16 protein-coding genes and 1 pseudogene are annotated in these 17,338 nt (G+C 54.3%); 3 read left to right on the top strand and 14 right to left on the bottom strand.

Going from position 1 to position 17,338, the window contains the following annotated elements:
• Nucleotides 1-52: 52 nt before the first annotated feature.
• The 6 genes and pseudogenes from ispH to G9X48_RS21655 all read right to left on the bottom strand — a co-directional run bounded on the left by ispH (nucleotide 53) and on the right by G9X48_RS21655 (nucleotide 6,071).
• Complete coding sequence (gene ispH, locus G9X48_RS13795; protein WP_014729624.1) at nucleotides 53-1,003, bottom strand: 4-hydroxy-3-methylbut-2-enyl diphosphate reductase; 951 nt, start codon at nucleotides 1,001-1,003, stop codon at nucleotides 53-55.
• Complete coding sequence (gene fkpB, locus G9X48_RS13790; RefSeq protein ID WP_004386255.1) at nucleotides 984-1,454, bottom strand: FKBP-type peptidyl-prolyl cis-trans isomerase; 471 nt, start codon at nucleotides 1,452-1,454, stop codon at nucleotides 984-986. The genes ispH and fkpB overlap by 20 nt, the downstream gene beginning before the upstream one ends.
• Before the next feature lie 103 nt (nucleotides 1,455-1,557).
• Nucleotides 1,558-2,055, bottom strand: a complete 498-nt coding sequence (gene lspA, locus G9X48_RS13785) for a signal peptidase II (protein WP_007864145.1) — start codon at nucleotides 2,053-2,055, stop codon at nucleotides 1,558-1,560.
• Nucleotides 2,055-4,871, bottom strand: coding sequence for an isoleucine--tRNA ligase (ileS, locus tag G9X48_RS13780; RefSeq protein WP_097641651.1), 2,817 nt, complete (start codon nucleotides 4,869-4,871; stop codon nucleotides 2,055-2,057). The genes lspA and ileS overlap by 1 nt, the downstream gene beginning before the upstream one ends.
• A gap of 48 nt (nucleotides 4,872-4,919) precedes the next feature.
• Nucleotides 4,920-5,858: a bifunctional riboflavin kinase/FAD synthetase gene (gene ribF / locus G9X48_RS13775; RefSeq protein WP_007864140.1), complete on the bottom strand. Its 939-nt coding sequence runs from the start codon at nucleotides 5,856-5,858 to the stop codon at nucleotides 4,920-4,922.
• 46 nt (nucleotides 5,859-5,904) lie between these two features.
• Nucleotides 5,905-6,071 (bottom strand): annotated as a pseudogene (locus tag G9X48_RS21655) (DUF2575 domain-containing protein).
• A gap of 104 nt (nucleotides 6,072-6,175) precedes the next feature.
• On the opposite strand from G9X48_RS21655, the gene rpsT reads away from it, so the two are divergent.
• The gene (rpsT, locus tag G9X48_RS13765) at nucleotides 6,176-6,439 is read left to right on the top strand and encodes a 30S ribosomal protein S20 (RefSeq protein ID WP_004386260.1); all 264 of its coding nucleotides are present in this window, start codon (nucleotides 6,176-6,178) and stop codon (nucleotides 6,437-6,439) included.
• Nucleotides 6,440-6,515: 76 nt separating this feature from the next.
• Here the strand turns inward: rpsT and nhaR are convergent, their stop codons facing one another.
• The 3 genes from nhaR to G9X48_RS13750 all read right to left on the bottom strand — a co-directional run bounded on the left by nhaR (nucleotide 6,516) and on the right by G9X48_RS13750 (nucleotide 10,978).
• Complete coding sequence (gene nhaR / locus G9X48_RS13760) at nucleotides 6,516-7,412, bottom strand: transcriptional activator NhaR (protein ID WP_014729627.1); 897 nt, start codon at nucleotides 7,410-7,412, stop codon at nucleotides 6,516-6,518.
• 71 nt (nucleotides 7,413-7,483) lie between these two features.
• On the bottom strand, nucleotides 7,484-8,656 hold the full coding sequence (nhaA, locus tag G9X48_RS13755; protein WP_097584835.1) for a Na+/H+ antiporter NhaA: 1,173 nt from the start codon (nucleotides 8,654-8,656) through the stop codon (nucleotides 7,484-7,486).
• Nucleotides 8,657-8,890: 234 nt separating this feature from the next.
• Nucleotides 8,891-10,978, bottom strand: coding sequence for a glycosyl hydrolase family 18 protein (locus tag G9X48_RS13750; RefSeq protein WP_097641652.1), 2,088 nt, complete (start codon nucleotides 10,976-10,978; stop codon nucleotides 8,891-8,893).
• 402 nt (nucleotides 10,979-11,380) lie between these two features.
• On the opposite strand from G9X48_RS13750, the gene G9X48_RS13745 reads away from it, so the two are divergent.
• Together G9X48_RS13745 and G9X48_RS13740 are read left to right on the top strand one after the other, a co-directional pair.
• Entirely contained in the window at nucleotides 11,381-11,827 is a 447-nt protein-coding gene (locus G9X48_RS13745) for a hypothetical protein (RefSeq protein ID WP_004386264.1), read from the top strand.
• A gap of 21 nt (nucleotides 11,828-11,848) precedes the next feature.
• Nucleotides 11,849-12,388 (top strand): putative peptidoglycan-binding domain-containing protein, encoded by a 540-nt coding sequence (locus tag G9X48_RS13740; RefSeq protein WP_097641653.1) that lies wholly within the window; start codon nucleotides 11,849-11,851, stop codon nucleotides 12,386-12,388.
• Nucleotides 12,389-12,435: 47 nt separating this feature from the next.
• On the opposite strand, the gene G9X48_RS13735 is transcribed toward G9X48_RS13740, so the two are convergent.
• The 5 genes from G9X48_RS13735 to dnaK all read right to left on the bottom strand — a co-directional run bounded on the left by G9X48_RS13735 (nucleotide 12,436) and on the right by dnaK (nucleotide 17,317).
• A complete protein-coding gene (locus tag G9X48_RS13735; protein ID WP_004386265.1) occupies nucleotides 12,436-12,774 on the bottom strand; it encodes a phage holin family protein in 339 nt (112 codons plus the stop codon).
• A 183-nt stretch (nucleotides 12,775-12,957) separates the two neighbouring features.
• Nucleotides 12,958-13,905 (bottom strand): LysR family transcriptional regulator, encoded by a 948-nt coding sequence (locus G9X48_RS13730; RefSeq protein ID WP_004386266.1) that lies wholly within the window; start codon nucleotides 13,903-13,905, stop codon nucleotides 12,958-12,960.
• 67 nt (nucleotides 13,906-13,972) lie between these two features.
• On the bottom strand, nucleotides 13,973-14,152 hold the full coding sequence (locus tag G9X48_RS13725) for a hypothetical protein (RefSeq protein WP_004386267.1): 180 nt from the start codon (nucleotides 14,150-14,152) through the stop codon (nucleotides 13,973-13,975).
• A gap of 24 nt (nucleotides 14,153-14,176) precedes the next feature.
• The gene (dnaJ, locus tag G9X48_RS13720) at nucleotides 14,177-15,316 is read right to left on the bottom strand and encodes a molecular chaperone DnaJ (protein WP_004386268.1); all 1,140 of its coding nucleotides are present in this window, start codon (nucleotides 15,314-15,316) and stop codon (nucleotides 14,177-14,179) included.
• Nucleotides 15,317-15,400: 84 nt separating this feature from the next.
• A complete protein-coding gene (gene dnaK / locus G9X48_RS13715) occupies nucleotides 15,401-17,317 on the bottom strand; it encodes a molecular chaperone DnaK (protein ID WP_004386269.1) in 1,917 nt (638 codons plus the stop codon).
• Nucleotides 17,318-17,338 lie beyond the last annotated feature (21 nt).

Below are 17,338 nucleotides of genomic sequence, written 5' to 3'. Positions count from 1 at the left end.
TGCCGGACGATCTTCACCGTCCGGCATGCAGTTCTGGTACGCGCGTAAAAAATTACTGCACTTCGCGCGCGTCGATGCGCAGCTCCTTCGGCACTTCGAAAACGATGTTTTCTTCGCGACCGGTCAGCTCGTGGGCGTCGCTGCCGCCAAGCGCTTTGAGGCGCGTAATGACGTTCTGCACCAGAATATCCGGTGCCGAGGCGCCCGCGGTCACGCCGACACAGGCGGCGTTCTGCACCCAGGCTTCCTGAATGTCGTTGGCGTCGTCGATAAGATACGCCGTTTTGCCCATGCGCTGTGCCAGCTCCGCCAGACGGTTGGAGTTAGAGGAGTTTTTCGAGCCCACCACTAACACGACGTCCGCCTGCTCCGCCAGCGCACGCACCGCTTCCTGACGGTTGGTGGTGGCGTAGCAGATATCGTCTTTACGCGGCCCGACGATTTTCGGGAAACGGCTGCGCAGCGCGTCGATCACTTCGGAAGTGTCGTCCACCGACAGCGTCGTCTGGGTCATAAAGGAGAGATTATTCTCATCCTTCACGGTAATTTTCCAGACATCTTCCGGCGATTCCACCAGGTACATGCCCCCTTCCGGGTTGCTGTACTGGCCCATCGTGCCTTCCACTTCCGGGTGCCCGGCGTGGCCGATAAGAATGGCTTCTTCACCGCGGCGGCTGGATCGCGCCACTTCCATATGCACTTTGGTCACCAGCGGGCAGGTGGCGTCAAACACCGTCAGATCGCGGCTTTTCGCTTCGTTGCGTACCGCCTGAGAAACGCCGTGGGCGGAGAAAATCAGGATCGCGCCATCCGGCACTTCGCTGATTTGCTCGATAAAAATCGCGCCGCGCTCGCGCAGGCTGTCCACCACGTAACGGTTATGGACCACTTCATGGCGAACGTAGATAGGCGCGCCGTAAATCGCCAGCGCGTTTTCCACAATGCTGATAGCGCGGTCCACGCCTGCGCAGAAGCCGCGCGGGTTAGCCAACAGGATCTGCATCAGAACTCTCCAGCGCCGGATCGATCTCCAGCACGTCTATATCAAAATGAAGGGTATGCCCGGCGAGCGGATGGTTGAAATCCACCGTGATGGAGTCGCCGTTAATTTCACGGATGACACCCGGCATTTCGCTGCCGTCCATTGCGGTAAAGAGCATGATAGCCCCGATATCCGGCTCGCCCGCGTCGATAAACTCGCGGCGGGAGAAGTACTGGATGAGATCCGGACTTGGCGTACCGAACGCGTCTTCCGGCAGGAGCGTAAACGCTTTTTTGTCGCCAGCGTGCAGGCCGAGCAACTCGCGCTCCAGGCCCTGCGACAGCGAGCCGTCGCCCAGGCGAAACAGCGCGGGTTTGCCGCTGTTGCGGCTGGACTCCGCCGTGGAGCCGTCTTCAAGCTTCAGCGTAAAGTGCACAAGCACCGCGCTGTTGCTCTGTATGGATGTAGACATGCAGGTTGCTCACTTATTTTGGGTCGTCTGTCTGCCCGGTATCGGGAAAACAGACGGCCGCACATTCTGTGGGCCGGGAAGCGTAGCGCCGCCCGGCCAGAGGTTACGCCGTGGCTTTCTGTTTAGAAGGCAGGAAGCCTTCCAGCACCACTAACGCCGCGCCGATACAAATGGCGGTATCAGCCAGGTTGAACGTCGCGAAGTGCCAGTCGCCGACATAGAAGTCGATCATATCGACCACGAAGCCGTGCCACAGACGGTCAAACAGATTGCCCAGCGCGCCGCCAATAATCAGCGCGTAAGCAATGTTGTTGAGCTTCTGGCTCGCCTTCGCGCGATACATCATGACCACCAGCAGCACGCAGATACCGATAGCGATACCGGCGAAGAACCAGCGCTGCCAGCCGCCTTTGTCCGCGAGGAAGCTGAACGCCGCGCCGTAGTTGCGCGCATAATGCAGATTGAGCGACGGGAACAGCGAGACAGTTTCCCCCAGCGCGAAATGCTGGAGGATTAACGCCTTGCTACCCAGATCGACAATCAGCACGACCACCACCAGCCACAGCCAGCGCAGACCGGTTGAAAGAATCGGTTTACTCATCAGGCAAACTTACGTTTTTCGCCGTCACCGGCGACGTTGCTGACACAGCGACCGCAGATTTCTGCGTGTTCCGCCACCTTGCCGATATCGGTGGTGTAGTGCCAGCAGCGCGGGCACTTCTCACCTTCGGCTTTTGCGAGCGCCACTTTCAGCCCTTTGAGCAGTTCGCTCTGCTGGGCATCCGCGGCAGCGCTGGCATAATCCTCAACCTTCGCCTGCGAGGTCAACAGGACAAATCGCAATTCCTCGCCAAGCGCGGTGAGTTTCGCCGCCAGCTCCGGCTCCGCGTACAGGGTGACCGCCGCTTCCAGCGAGCCGCCGACTTTCTTATCGGCACGCGCCTGCTCAATCACCTTGTTCACTTCGCCGCGCACTTTCAGCAGCGCGTCCCAGTAAGCGTCGTTCATCGCTTCGGTATCGGCAAGGCCAAACAGGCCGTCGTACCACTCACCGGTAAAGACATACTTCTCACGCTCGCCTGGCAGGTAGCCCCACACTTCATCTGCGGTGAAGGAGAGGATCGGCGCCATCCAGCGCACCAGCGCTTCACTGATGTGATAAAGCGCGGTCTGGCAGCTGCGGCGCGCCACGCTGTCAGCTTTCGCGGTGTACTGACGGTCTTTGATGATATCGAGATAGAACGAGCCCATTTCGATGGAGCAGAAGCGCATCAGGCGCTGCACCACTTCGTGGAAATCGTACGCTTCATACGCTTTTACGATATCGTCCTGCGCGGCTTTCGCGCAGCCGACCGCCCAGCGATCCAGCACGACCATCTCTTCCGGTTTCACCATGTCTTTCGCCGGATCGAAACCGTTCAGGTTCGCCAGCAGGAAGCGCGCGGTGTTACGGATACGACGATACGCATCGGCGGCGCGTTTTAAGATCTCGTCAGAGACTGCCATCTCGCCGGTGTAGTCGGTGGATGCCACCCACAGACGCAGAATATCCGCGCCCAGTTTGTTCATCACATCCTGCGGAGAGACCGTGTTGCCGATGGATTTCGACATCTTGCGGCCCTGGCCGTCAACGGTGAAACCGTGGGTCAGTACCTGGCGATATGGCGCTTTGCCTTTCATCGCGGTGGAGATCATCAGCGAGGACATAAACCAGCCGCGATGCTGGTCAGAACCTTCGAGATACATATCCGCCGCATGGCCTGCGAATTCCGGGCGCACGTCAACCACAGACGAGTGGGTAGAGCCGGAGTCGAACCATACATCCAGCGTATCCGGCACTTTTTCATAGACATCGGCGTCATCGCCCATGATGTCGCGCGGGTCGAGATCCCACCACGCCTGAATGCCGTCCTGCTCAACGCGTTTCGCCACTTCTTCCATCAGCTCCAGCGTGCGCGGATGCAGCTCCTGCGTCTCTTTATGGACGAACAGGGACATCGGCACGCCCCAGGTACGCTGACGGGAGATACACCAGTCCGGGCGGTTGGCGACCATCGATTCGATACGCGCCTGACCCCAGTCCGGGATCCACTGCACGCCTTTGATCTCTTTGAGCGACTGCGCGCGCAGGCCTTTTTGATCCATGCTGACGAACCACTGCGGCGTGGCGCGGAAGATGATCGGCGTTTTATGACGCCAGCAGCACGGATAGCTGTGCAGCAGCTTCGCGACGTTCAGGAGCGCGCCTTTTTCACGCAGCAGCTCAACAATCTGATCGTTCGCTTTGAAGACGTTAACGCCATCCAGACCCGGATACGTGCCCGGCAGGTACGCGCCGTCCGGACCGACCGGATTCGCAATCTCCAGACCATATTTCTGGCTGATGGTGTAGTCGTCCGGGCCGTGGCCGCCTGCGGTATGCACCGCGCCGGTACCGGCATCAAGCGTCACGTGCTCGCCGAGAATAGCCGGAACGTCAAAGCCCATGAACGGGTGCGTAAAGCGCATCAGTTCAAGCTGCGCGCCTTTGGTTTCGCCAAGCACGGTGTAATCGGCGACGTTGATGCGCTTCATCACGCTCTCAAGCAGGTCTTTCGCCACGATCAGCGCCTGGCCTTCGATCTGCACCAGCACATAGTCGATTTCAGCGTGCAGAGAGATAGCGCGGTTCGCCGGCAGCGTCCACGGCGTGGTGGTCCAGATAACCAGCGATACCGGGCCGTTGACGTTCTGCGCGCCAAACTTCGCCGCGACCGCCGCCGGGTCTACCGCGTTAAAGGCAACATCGATAGAAGGCGACGTTTTGTCGTAATACTCCACTTCCGCCTCGGCGAGCGCAGAGCGGCAGTCGACGCACCAGTGCACCGGCTTGGCGCCTTTGTGCAGGTGGCCGTTGCCGATGATTTTACCGAGCGCGCGAATGATGTTGGCTTCGGTGTTGAAATCCATGGTCAGGTACGGGTGCGACCAGTCGCCCAGCACGCCCAGACGGATAAAGTCTTTACGCTGGCCGTCAACCTGGGTCGCCGCGTATTCACGGCATTTGGCGCGGAATTCGGCCGCGGTGAATTTCTCACCCGGCTTGCCAAACTCTTGCTCTACTTTCAGTTCGATCGGCAGACCGTGGCAGTCCCAGCCCGGCACGTACGGAGAGTCATAACCGGCAAGCCCTTTGGACTTCACGATAATGTCTTTCAGAATCTTGTTAACCGAGTGACCAATATGAATGCTGCCATTCGCATAAGGAGGGCCATCATGCAGAATGAAGGTTTTTTTGCCTTTTTTGGCTGCACGGATGATGCCGTAAAGGTCATCATCGGTCCAACGCGCCAGCATTCCCGGTTCGCGTTTGGCGAGATCGCCGCGCATCGGGAACCCTGTTTCCGGCAAATTCAGGGTTGATTTATAGTCACTCATCAGATTCTCGGTTCCGTATTTCGGTTTGATAATTAGCCGATTCAGGCGTTACGCCGGTGTCGGTAGCCCAAAAAAGTCGCGGGCGGTGATCACGTCTCTGGCGATTTGCGCCTTGAGTTCATCAAGCGAGGCAAACCGCTGTTCATTGCGTATTTTTTTACGCAGCACTACATCTATATGGCGGCCGTAGAGGTCGATTGCAACGTCCAGCAAGTGAACTTCCAGCTGCTGGCGCAGGCCGGCCACCGTCGGGCGGGTGCCGATATTGGCGACGCCGGGCAGCGGTTTGTCGCTGATGCCCAGCACCTCCACCGCATAAACGCCCTTAACGGGCGAAACCTGACGGCGCAGCGGTAAATTCGCCGTCGGGAAACCTATGGTGCGTCCGAGCGCGTCGCCGTGGACCACGCGTCCGGAGATGGCGAATGGCCGTCCGAGCAGGTTTTCTGCGAGGCTTAAGTCATCCTGCGCGAGCGCCTGGCGTACGGCGGTGCTGCTGATGCGCACGCCCTCTTCGCAAAACGTTTGTGTACTGGTGACTTCAAAACCATATTCGCGCCCGGCTTTCTGTAATAACAAGAAATCCCCTTCGCGACCAGCGCCAAAGCGGAAATCGTCACCGGTCGCCAGGAATTTCACGCCGAGGCGCTCGACCAGCAGATCGCTGACGAAATTCTGAGCCGTCAGCGCGGCAAAGCGGCGGTCAAAACGAATGCACAGCACGTAATCCACGCCGCAACGGGCGAGGTAGCGCAGCTTTTCGCGCAGCCGGGTAAGCCGTGCAGGCGCTTTATCGGCCGCGAAAAGTTCAAGCGGCTGCGGCTCGAAAATCATGACCATAACGGGCAGGCCGCGTTCGCGCCCTTGCGCGCATAGCCCGGCAAGCAAAGCCTGGTGCCCACGATGCACGCCATCGAAATTGCCGATGGTCAGCACGCAACCGTGATGCTCAGAGGTGAGATTATGTATGCCGCGTATCAGCTTCATGACTGGCTCAGAACAGTGAAAATCGTCGGATTATACCTTGTACAGCCTATAAGGTTAACCGACGATTTGGCCCTGTCAGCCATAAACCGGCAACGATTTCATCGCGCTGCGTCAGGGTTTCGCACTGAACGCGAATTTTGTCCCACAAAGACTGTATTCGCACGAGGCAAGCTGGTAGAATCTTGCGCCATCACTACGTAACGAGCGCCGCATAACAACGGCGCTTATTTGCACAAATCCATTGACAAAAGAAGGCTGAAAGGGCATATTCCTCGGCCTTTGAATTGTCCACATAGATCATATTTGGGAGTTGGACCTTGGCTAATATCAAATCAGCTAAGAAGCGTGCCGTTCAGTCTGAAAAGGCCCGTAAGCACAACGCAAGCCGTCGCTCTATGATGCGTACTTTCGTTAAGAAAGTGTACGCAGCGATTGAAGCTGGCGACAAAGCTGCTGCACAGAAAGCATTTAACGAAATGCAACCAATCGTGGATCGTCAGGCTGCTAAGGGTCTGATCCACAAAAACAAAGCTGCTCGTCATAAAGCTAACCTGGCTGCACAGATCAGCAAACTGGCTTAATCGCCATTCGCTGTCGCTTGTTGCAAGCAGCTTGTTAAAAAAACCCGCTTATGCGGGTTTTTTTATGCCTGCTGATTTATTTGGGCGACACAAACAGCGCCGAATAGTCGCGATTGCAGATGCGCTGCACCGCCGGATGCTGAATCATTCGCTCTGCGAAAATCGCGTGATACTCCTCCATCACGTTATCCATGCGCCCTATCTCCACAATATTCTCATCCTCGTAAAAATCGTGCGCGTAGAGGCTTGGCGCGACAAAAACAGCATTGTGCGCCGCGCCGAAGGCTTTCATCAGCGCCGCGTCGTCAAACTCGCCGAGAATTTCCACCTTCAGACCCTGCGAGTGGATCCAGTTCAGTAATTTACGCCCAAGCATGGAACGACGCCCGGGTATCAGTAACCGGCGCTCTTCAAGACACGCCGGGAACGGCTTTGTCGGCGCCGGACTCTGACACCAGAAGCTCACGCTGCACTCGCCAATTTTGACGGAAAACAGGCCCGCCTGCTGCGTGGAGTCGATGGGGCAATCGGAGATAATCATATCGAGCTTATGCTGGCTCAGTTGCTCAAGCAGCATCTCGTGCGTCGATTCAAAACAGCGCAGGTGGATTTGCTCATCTTCCACCACCGCCGCGTCGAGCACGCCGCTGACCAGCCTTTTCGAAAGGGCGTCCGCCACGCCGACATCAAACAATAAGTGAGATTCTTTGCGGTAGTTGATGATGTCCAGCATCTCCTGGCTTAGGGTGAACATGCGGTCGGCATAACGAAACACCAGTTGCCCCAGTTCGCTCGGCTCAAGCCCTCTTCCCTTACGCTTAAACAGTTTGCCCTGTAGCCTCTCCTCCAGCGCTTTTATCTGTCCGGTAATGGTTTGCGGCGTAAGGTAGAGCGCCTCGGCTGCACCGACGACCGAGCCCTCCTTACAAACCTGCCAGAAGTAATATAAGTGGTTGTAATTGATATGAGACATAAGCGCGTTCTCTGTGGAGTCCCTGAGGCAAAGCGGCCTTCACTCCGAAAGGCCGCATGATAAACCAGACGTTAAGGTGCCCGTGATAAATGGCTGCGCAGGAGCGCATAGCCGATGACCGCAGCCAGTAATGAACCGACCAGAATGCCAAGCTTAGCCCAGGTCACCAGGGCTGCGTCGACATCACCAAAAGCCAGCGACGCGATGAAAATGGACATCGTAAAGCCGATACCACACAGCACGCCGACGGCCAGAATCGTCTTCTGGCTGACGCCCGGCGGGAGTGTTGCCCACTTAAGCTTTACCGCCAACGAGCAGAACAGGCTGATGCCGAGCGGCTTACCGATAAACAAACCGGCGATAATGCCAAGCGGCAGCAGCGACGCCAGGCCCGCCAGCGTGACGCCATCCAGCGAAACGCCTGCGTTCGCGAACGCAAACAGCGGCAGGATGAGAAAACCCACCCACGGGTGGAGCGCATGCTCAAGCGTGCCTGCGGGCGAATGTCCCTTCTGCGCTTTAAGCGGTACGAAAAAGCCGATAATGACGCCCGCAAGCGTGGCATGGACACCCGATTTCAGCACCGCCGTCCAGAGCACGACGCCCACCAGAATATAAACCCCGACGCGGCGCACATTGCAGAGATTAAGCACTGCCAGTACGGCGATAGCGCCAGCTGCCACCATCAGCGACACCATCGACAGCGAACTGGTATAGAACAGCGCAATAATCACAATCGCGCCCAGATCGTCGATGATAGCCAGCGCCATCAGGAAAATTTTCAGCGCGGGCGGCACACGGCTACCGAGCAGCGCCAGAATCCCCAGGGCGAACGCGATATCCGTCGCCGCCGGAATAGCCCAGCCCGCGCGGGTTATCGGATCCTGAAAATTGAACGCCAGGTAGAGCGCGGCAGGCAGCACCATCCCGCCCAGCGCGGCAATCACCGGCAGCGACGCCTGTCGACGGCTGGCGAGCGAGCCCTGTACCAGTTCACGCTTCACCTCAAGCCCCACCAGCAGGAAGAACACAGCCATCAGCGCGTCGTTCACCCATAGCAGCATGTTCTTTTTAATCTCCAGCGCCCCGAATTTTAATTCTACCGGCGTACTGAGAAAGCCGGTGTAGAGCTCTTGAGTGGCGTTGAGGTTTGCCAGAAGCATGGCCAGCGCGGCGGCGGCGATCAGCACAATGCCGCCTGCTGCGTCACTTTTAAAGAAACGTTCTACTTTTTTTATCATCATTGTCTACCCAGAATTATAGAGTCACGTATTCACTGACTTACACCAGGTATAAGGATAGCGGCCTTTATCCATCGGAAAAGCAGTTTATTCTGGGCATACAGATCGTTTAAAACGAATTATTGGAAATGACATCGGGTAAATGGCAGGCAAAAAAAGCCCCGGTAATCCATCCCCGGGGCCAGAGGTCCGCTCAAACACGGGCAGAGCGGCAAATATCATCGTGACGTTGACGACTCAATAGGTTCCGATATCTGTCCAGACCTGATAAGGCCCGCTGTTGAGATCGGGCTGCTCGCCCTGCGAATACCAGTTAACCTGATAGTTGTGGCCTTTCCAGCTGACTTTCTCGAAAGATCCCCATTTCGCCCCGTAAATCGTGCCGGCATCCCAGAGCGGATAAGGCGCGCTGCCGGTATCCGGGGTCGGGGTGGGCGTCGGCGTGGGGGTCGGGTCCGGTGTCGGCTCAGGCGTCGGTTGTGGCACCGGAGTATCGCCGCCCGCAGGTGCATTACCCGGCACGGCAGTGACAACAAAGCGCTGCTGTGACGAAGGCTCATTTTTGGTGTCGCGGACAAACAGCGTGAACTGGTAATCGGTGCTCTGGGTAACGACAGGCACGTCAAACTCAATCACGGCGGCGCTCTTATCCGCGACGGTAATCGTGCCTGGCACGCCCCAGCTAAAGCTCAGCGCGTCGTTGTCGTCATCATGCGACGCCTCGCCGGAGAGCTGAATGCGCGAACCGCCGACCACCCGCAACTGGATAGCCGCCACGGGCGCATGGTTGACTGTCGGTTGCGGCTCGCTATCACCGCCGCTGTTATCCGGCTCAGCAACATTGATGCCTTCGAAGTAGAACGGCTTCATATCGATGGTCTGGGTCTGGATTTCATAACCCAACCCTTCGCGTGCGGCATTCACCAGCACGCCGTTATCCTGGTCAATCGTCCAGGTGAATAACCCGCCGAGGTTACGCGACGCGGCATACTGGCCTTTCGCTTTTACCGAGCGCGGCGTGTCGAGCGACATAAACAGTTTGCTTTGCGGGTTATAGAGATAATCCGCGTTAGCGACTTTATCGGTATAGACGTTAAAGCCGTTGCGCCCTTTCTGATTTTCCAGATCCAGATAGTTATAAATGGTGTCGTACCATTCGGTGCTACCGGATTCAAAACTCCCGGTCGTGGTGCCGTTGCCCGGAGAATAAGATCCTTTCAGCGGGGAGAAGCTCTCAATCACCGCATTGCGGGCGTTACGGGTATAGCCTGCATAGCCAATGTTGATACGATCGGACGGGAAGCCTTCGGCAATCAGGTAATCCACAACCGCCTCAATGCTCCAGCCACCCGCGGTGAGCGGCGTCAGGTTGGTGTGGTGTGTCAGCGTATCCGCCCACGGGGTGCCGAAGAAGTCATAGGTCATGACGTTAATGGCGTAGAGACCCGCGTCCAGCAGCGCTTTGACATTGGAATACTCAAGCGTAGAGACAACCGCTGAGCTGGCGATCGAGATTTTCACATCGCTGCGCCCTGCCGCGCTGAGCTGCTTTTTCATCTCAGCGATAAGCAGCGCATAATTCGCGCCATCTTCCGGGCCATGCGGGTTGCCGTTGCCTTCGGCGTTTGGATATTCCCAGTCGATATCCACTTCGCTAAACATCGGGAATTGTTTGAACAGCTTCACCACACCGGCGGCGAACGTTTTGCGCGATGAGTCGGTTTTCGACATCTCATGGAAACCGTTACTCATGGTCCAGCCACCGATACTCATCGACAACACCAGGGTATGTCCCTGCTGTTTCGCTTTTTGCTGGAGATCGCGCAGGCCGCCCAGCAGCCCTTTGGTTGTGGCCTGGGTCACCGTAGCCGGGTCGATATCCCAGCCGCTGGTGGTGTGGCCGCAGTTTTCATAAGACTGAAAATCCCCCCACGGATCGAGGAAAGTGGGTTCGTTGGTGTTTTTGTTGGTCTGGCGAGCCGCGTTTTCAATGGTGTATTGCTTTTCGCCTTTATCGCCAACAATGCCGAGGAAACCAAAAACGATTTTGTCATACGCAGTAGGCGAGACCTTCGCCAGATCATAGCCGCGACCCCGGTTAGCGGGGCTGTCATCACCCTGCAGGCGTCCATCATATTGCGACCAGTCAGTATAATAACCAAATACTTTTGGTTTATTAGCAGCCTTATATTTGTTATATACCGGTTTCGCCACGCGGGCTGAAGTATAACTGTATTTTTCAGTTTCGCTTGCTGGATTAAAACCATCGGCAGCATTACTGGTTTCCGTCAGGCTATCGCCCTGAATTAATTTACTTGTAGCCATGTTTATTTTCCTTCGTGAAAAGTGAGTGCAGTACTTTCTGCGCTAACTATCATGATCGGCCAGTTTCTATTCCTCCAGTCACAACCAATAAAAATGATTTTAAAAAACAACAATGATTTAAAGAGCGCTTTCAAAAGAACAAACAAAACCCATCTTTTTCATTTTTTATCACTGTATTCAACCAGTTGAAACTCAATATATCATACATTAAAGATTAAACCGCCGTTAATTCCAACTTAAAAGAGATTTAAAAAGCCAGGGGAATCGTGATCCGTATTAGCGTTTCGCTAAATAAAAACGCATTTTTTATTCTATTCTGTGGAAATTAACAAAGTGCCTCCCTACTCTTAAAGGCGCCAGAGAACCTCCCGCCATATATTCGTATCTGTTCACAGGTGATATATGAAAAGTTATCTGATTAACCACAATTGTATTTTTACTGAGGCTAATAACGAATTAAAAAATACCGATAACGCATGCGTCATCAAAATGACGTCCATGCGGGCACGATGCTTAAGTTTTATTATTGAAAACGCCAAAAATGGTGTGATTGAAAAGCAACAAATCGCCGCTTTCTTATGGGGCAACCGGGGACAATTCATCAGCGATGCCAACCTGACGCAGGTGCTGTACCTGCTGCGCCGGGATCTGCGCGCGCTCGGCATTAATGACCTCTTTGTCACCATTCCTAAGCTTGGCATCAAAGTGAATGATGATGTGCCGGTCGACATCCTGACCGAAGAAAAAAAGAAAAAGCCAAAACGCGCGCTCTGGACCGCGGCGGTGTTTGCCGTGTTCATCCTCTGTGTCCTGACGCTTTTAACCCTGACGGATGTAAGTAACCCATAAACTCTGTTGCGAGGAATCACTATGAATCCTGTTATCGACGGTATTCTGAATATTGAAGGCAGTTATGTGGATAATCCGGCCGATCGGGGAGGCCCGACGAAATGGGGTATTACCGAGAAAACGGCAAGAGCGCACGGCTACAAAGGGAATATGCGGGATCTGAGCTGCGATGAGGCGTACCGCATACTGGAGCAAGATTACTGGACAGCGCCGGGGTTTGACCAGGTCGCACAATACTCGCTGCCTGTCGCGTTTGAGCTATGCGAAGCGGGGACGAATATCGGGCCTTCGGTGCCTGCCCGGTGGCTGCAGCGCTGGCTGAACGTATTCAACAATCAACAAGCGTTTTATCACGATTTGACCGTGGACGGCGTTATCGGAAGAAACACCCTGAATGCGTTGAAAACGTATCTGGATAAGCGTGGCAAAGAGGGCGAGAGCGTGCTGGTCAAGGCGCTTAACTGTACGCAAGGCGATTACTATCTGGAGATTACAGAAAAACGCGAGGCAAACGAGGCGTTCATCTATGGCTGGCTGCGTGAAAGAGTCACGCTCTCCTGACTGGCCTGAAAAAAAGCCCGCTTATCACAGCGGGCTTTTTGTTGTGCTTATTTTAACAACGAGGCGCCACTCAGGAAGTTTTTCACTTTCTCGCTCAGCACCCGCAATATCGGCGTGGCAAACACCCCACCGAGCCCTGCGACCATCAGCACCATATTAAAACTCATGTTGCGGTCAATAGCCGCCACGCTCAACAGAAAAGCGGTAAAGCAGGAAATCGCTATCTGAGCCAGACAATCCATAATATCTTTATGGGTGTCATTTCTTTCACGCTTCATCAGATAACTGACAAAGCCCCCCCACCCTCCGATTGCAATAATCGTTAATAAGATCTCCAGTTCAACCAGAACCAGTTTAGGGGCGGCGACATGAGCTGCAATAGACATAATAAACCTCGGTAATAAGTAGACGATAAATAATTACGCCGTCTGGCGATGCGATAAAGTTAGCAATCTAACCAGTAGGTCGCTAATCATTTAATCTCATGCCCGGTCTTCATCGTTTCTTTGACGCACCGATGTTTTTTTTACCGATTTTTTTTAGCCAGTGATTTACGTGTCTGTGAAAGGCTATTTACGATAATTGATAAGAGTTTGCAGCATTGCAATAACATCTCTAATCTGGTCGCGTTGCGGGTTATGACGATACCAGTAGGCATAAATCTTAATTATTTCAAACTCTATGGCGTCAGGAAGATCGATTAATGCAATCCGATACCGTCCCTGCGACTGAAAAAAACGCGCTATCTTTTCCGGTAATATCGCTATCATGGATGAGTTTTCAATAATACTTAATAACCCATTTATTGATTCTGTATTATACCCAACTGAAAAATGGCTATTAAAAAAAGAGAAGGATTCATTGTTTGTGATTTCTTTTTTTAGTCTTGGTGTTATCGCGTAAGGATAATAAATGGCATGCCGGGAGGTAAAAAGATTCGCGAGCGTTAACTGCTGTAGTTCACAAAGCGGATTCTGAACATGACAGACGGCGGTATAAGTACGGTATTGATCAAGAATGATCTGCTCAATATCGGGATCGCTGAAATAATGTGTGCTTATCAGCAGATCGCCCTTTCCGTTTCTTATGTCGCTGATTTTCTTTGAAGAATCTTTCCCTGAGACTGATGAGCAATGCAACCGAAAACGCTCAAACATTTCCATATCAAACAGTTGCGAAATGTAGTACTGCTCGCTGATATCGTCACCCATAATTTTCATTTCACACCAGGGCGATATCCTGGCGTCATGATCAAAGGTGGCGTCAATCATATCCAGCACCTTACTATAGGCGCGGTGAATTTCGTGCGCACGCGGTGTTGGCATCAGACCTTCGCGAGTACGAATAAAAAGTTCTTCGTTATAGGTTTGCTGGAGACGTTGAATAGCAAGCGTAATGGCGGCAGGAGTGACCTGAAGTTGACGGGAAGCACGAGTGGCATTGCCCGCGGTGATCACCGCATCAAGGACTTTGATTAGATTATAATCAAATTCTTTGACACCATTCTTCTTCTTCATCTCACAGAGTGTCCTGGCGCCGGTAGGGGAAGGTACAAAATATAAGCTTCGACGGCTGCTGGCAAAATCAATTTATATCTTCTACAACGTCCTTATCTAAAATGGCGGCGCAAGCCACACTATTTGTTCCTGAGCCACCAGACTGGCGCAAGACAATGTTAATATCCGCTTCGCTGTTATTTATTATGATTAAGTAAAAACTGAGTATAAAAAAAGCCTGAAACGGCAAATACCGTTTCAGGCTCATCCTTGATTCGTTAAAACCGAAAGGTTAACGGGTCAGGTCGTCAAAGAACTTTTTCACACCGTCGAAAAAGCTTTTAGAGCGTGGGCTGTTCTTTTCGCCAGTCGGGCCGCCAAAGCTTTCCTGCAGCTCCTGAAGCAGCGCTTTCTGACGATCGTTCAGGCCGACCGGGGTTTCCACCACGACACGACACAGTAAATCACCCTGCGCGCCGCCACGGACCGATTTCACGCCTTTACCACGCATGCGGAACAGCTTACCGGTCTGGGTTTCGCTCGGCACTTTCAGCATCACACGGCCATCCAGCGTCGGAACTTCAATCTCGCCGCCCAGCGCCGCCATCGCAAAGTTGATCGGCACTTCGCAGTAGAGATTGTTACCTTCACGCTCAAAGATCGGGTGCTGTTTCACCTGCACCTGAACGTACAGATCGCCTGCCGGTGCGCCCTGCTCACCCGCTTCGCCTTCGCCAGCCAGACGAATGCGATCACCGGTATCCACGCCCGCCGGGATTTTCACCGACAGCGTTTTGGTTTTCTCGATACGCCCGTGACCGTGGCAGCTGTTGCACGGATCTTTAATCAGCGTACCGCGGCCCTGACAGTGCGGACAGGTCTGCTGTACCGCAAAAAAGCCCTGACGCATCTGTACCTGGCCTGCGCCATGACAGGTCGGACAGGTCTGCGGCTGGCTGCCTGGTTTGGCACCGCTGCCGTGGCAAACTTCACACTCTTCCAGCGTCGGGATGCGAATTTCTTTCGTCACACCACGAACCGCTTCTTCGAGCGTCAGCTCCATGTTATAGCGTAAATCCGCGCCGCGAGAGGCGCGACGGCCGCGTCCACCGCCAAAAATATCGCCGAAGACGTCGCCGAAAATATCGCTGAAGTCAGCGCCATTACCGAAGCCGCCGCCGAAACCGCCGCCGCCCATACCGCCTTGTTCAAAGGCCGCGTGGCCGTACTGATCGTAGGCGGCGCGTTTTTGCGCATCGGTGAGGATTTCGTAAGCTTCTTTAATTTCTTTGAATTTGGCTTCGGCCTCTTTATCACCCTGGTTACGGTCCGGGTGAAATTTCATGGCCAGGCGTTTATACGCCTTTTTTATTTCACGCTCGTCCGCCGTTTTCGGGACGCCTAAAATTTCGTAATAGTCTTTCTTCGCCATGTTTTATCTGCCCCTGACATGCGTGCACGGGCGTGGAGAAACTCCTACGCCCGTGCCAGTGTTATCTACCCTGCATCAGGGCGATTATTTTTTGTCTTTTACTTCTTCGAACTCAGCGTCAACGACGTCGTCATCTTTCGCATTGTTCGCAGAAGCGTCAGCGGAGCCCGCCTGCTGCTGAGCATGCTGCTGCTGAGCGATTTCCATCAGCTTCTGGGAAACCTGCGCCAGCGCCTGCATTTTCGCTTCGATATCCGCTTTGTCTTCGCCTTTCAGGGACGCTTCCAGCGCGCTCAGAGCGGATTCGATAGCGGTTTTATCATCAGCCGGCAGTTTGTCGCCTGCTTCTTCAACCTGCTTACGGGTGCTGTGCACCAGGTGATCCGCCTGGTTACGGGTCTGCACCAGCTCTTCGAACTTACGGTCAGCTTCAGCGTTCGCTTCGGCTTCACGCACCATTTTCTGGATTTCTTCTTCATTCAGACCAGAAGAAGCCTTAATGGTGATTTTCTGTTCTTTACCGCTGTTTTTGTCTTTCGCAGACACGTGCAGAATACCGTCGGCGTCGATGTCAAAGGTGACTTCGATCTGCGGCATACCGCGCGGTGCCGGATTAATGCCATCCAGGTTGAACTGACCCAGAGACTTGTTATCCGCAGCGCGTTTACGCTCACCCTGCAGCACGTGAATGGTCACGGCAGACTGGTTGTCTTCTGCAGTAGAGAACACCTGGCTGTGCTTGGTCGGGATCGTGGTGTTTTTAGTGATGAGCGGGGTCATCACGCCACCCATAGTTTCGATACCCAGAGACAGCGGGGTAACGTCCAGCAGCAGTACGTCTTTCACGTCACCGGTCAGTACGCCGCCCTGAACCGCTGCACCGATAGCCACAGCTTCGTCCGGGTTAACGTCTTTACGCGGCTCTTTACCGAAGAACTCAGCCACTTTCTTCTGAACCATCGGCATACGGGTCTGACCACCGACCAAGATAACGTCGTTGATGTCAGAAACCGACAGGCCAGCGTCCTGCAGTGCAACTTTCAGCGGCTCGATAGAACGGTTCACCAGGTCTTCCACCAGGCTTTCCAGTTTCGCGCGAGTCACTTTGATGTTCATGTGTTTCGGACCGGTCGCGTCTGCGGTGATGTACGGCAGGTTCACGTCGGTCTGCTGCGCAGAAGAAAGCTCGATTTTCGCTTTTTCTGCGGCTTCTTTCAGGCGCTGCATCGCCAGCGGGTCGTTACGCAGGTCGATACCCTGATCTTTCTTGAACTCTTCTACCAGATAGTTGATCAGGCGGCTGTCGAAGTCTTCACCACCCAGGTGGGTATCACCGTTGGTCGCCAGAACTTCGAAGGTTTTTTCGCCGTCAACTTCATCGATTTCGATGATGGAGATATCGAACGTACCGCCACCCAGGTCATAGACCGCGATGGTGCGGTTGCCGGTTTCTTTATCAAGACCGTAAGCCAGCGCAGCGGCGGTCGGTTCGTTGATGATACGTTTTACTTCCAGACCCGCGATACGGCCGGCGTCTTTGGTCGCCTGGCGCTGCGCGTCGTTAAAGTAAGCCGGAACGGTAATGACCGCTTCAGTCACCGGCTCGCCCAGGTAATCCTCGGCGGTTTTCTTCATTTTTTTCAGCACTTCCGCGGAGATCTGCGGCGGCGCCATTTTCTGGCCTTTCACATCCAGCCAGGCGTCGCCGTTGTCAGCAGAAATGATTTTGTACGGCATGATAGACACGTCGCGCTGAACTTCTTCGTCCTGGAAGCGGCGGCCGATCAGGCGTTTGATCGCAAACAGGGTGTTCTGCGGGTTAGTCACTGCCTGACGTTTAGCCGGCTGACCTACCAGAGTTTCACCATCCTGAGTGTATGCAATGATTGAAGGCGTGGTGCGATCGCCTTCCGCATTTTCCAGCACGCGAGCCTGAGTGCCATCCATAATCGCTACACAAGAGTTGGTTGTACCCAGGTCAATACCAATAATTTTACCCATCTAAACGTCTCCACTAAAAAA

The organism is Cronobacter sp. HA18006 (assembly GCF_011605445.1).
Classification (GTDB): Bacteria; Pseudomonadota; Gammaproteobacteria; order Enterobacterales; family Enterobacteriaceae; genus Cronobacter; species Cronobacter sakazakii.
Note: the sequence above shows the minus strand (reverse complement) of the source record. Positions and strands in the feature narration are given on the sequence as shown.

Bases quoted from the DNA above. Each gene is read 5' to 3' on its own strand.
- ispH (WP_014729624.1), bottom strand. From the start codon at position 1,003: ATGCAGATCCTGTTGGCTAACCCGCGCGGCTTCTGCGCAGGCGTGGAC.
- fkpB (WP_004386255.1), bottom strand. From the start codon at position 1,454: ATGTCTACATCCATACAGAGCAACAGCGCGGTGCTTGTGCACTTTACG.
- lspA (WP_007864145.1), bottom strand. From the start codon at position 2,055: ATGAGTAAACCGATTCTTTCAACCGGTCTGCGCTGGCTGTGGCTGGTG.
- ileS (WP_097641651.1), bottom strand. From the start codon at position 4,871: ATGAGTGACTATAAATCAACCCTGAATTTGCCGGAAACAGGGTTCCCG.
- ribF (WP_007864140.1), bottom strand. From the start codon at position 5,858: ATGAAGCTGATACGCGGCATACATAATCTCACCTCTGAGCATCACGGT.
- nhaR (WP_014729627.1), bottom strand. From the start codon at position 7,412: ATGTCTCATATCAATTACAACCACTTATATTACTTCTGGCAGGTTTGT.
- nhaA (WP_097584835.1), bottom strand. From the start codon at position 8,656: ATGATGATAAAAAAAGTAGAACGTTTCTTTAAAAGTGACGCAGCAGGC.
- G9X48_RS13750 (WP_097641652.1), bottom strand. From the start codon at position 10,978: ATGGCTACAAGTAAATTAATTCAGGGCGATAGCCTGACGGAAACCAGT.
- G9X48_RS13745 (WP_004386264.1), top strand. From the start codon at position 11,381: ATGAAAAGTTATCTGATTAACCACAATTGTATTTTTACTGAGGCTAAT.
- G9X48_RS13740 (WP_097641653.1), top strand. From the start codon at position 11,849: ATGAATCCTGTTATCGACGGTATTCTGAATATTGAAGGCAGTTATGTG.
- G9X48_RS13735 (WP_004386265.1), bottom strand. From the start codon at position 12,774: ATGTCTATTGCAGCTCATGTCGCCGCCCCTAAACTGGTTCTGGTTGAA.
- G9X48_RS13730 (WP_004386266.1), bottom strand. From the start codon at position 13,905: ATGAAGAAGAAGAATGGTGTCAAAGAATTTGATTATAATCTAATCAAA.
- G9X48_RS13725 (WP_004386267.1), bottom strand. From the start codon at position 14,152: ATGAGCCTGAAACGGTATTTGCCGTTTCAGGCTTTTTTTATACTCAGT.
- dnaJ (WP_004386268.1), bottom strand. From the start codon at position 15,316: ATGGCGAAGAAAGACTATTACGAAATTTTAGGCGTCCCGAAAACGGCG.
- dnaK (WP_004386269.1), bottom strand. From the start codon at position 17,317: ATGGGTAAAATTATTGGTATTGACCTGGGTACAACCAACTCTTGTGTA.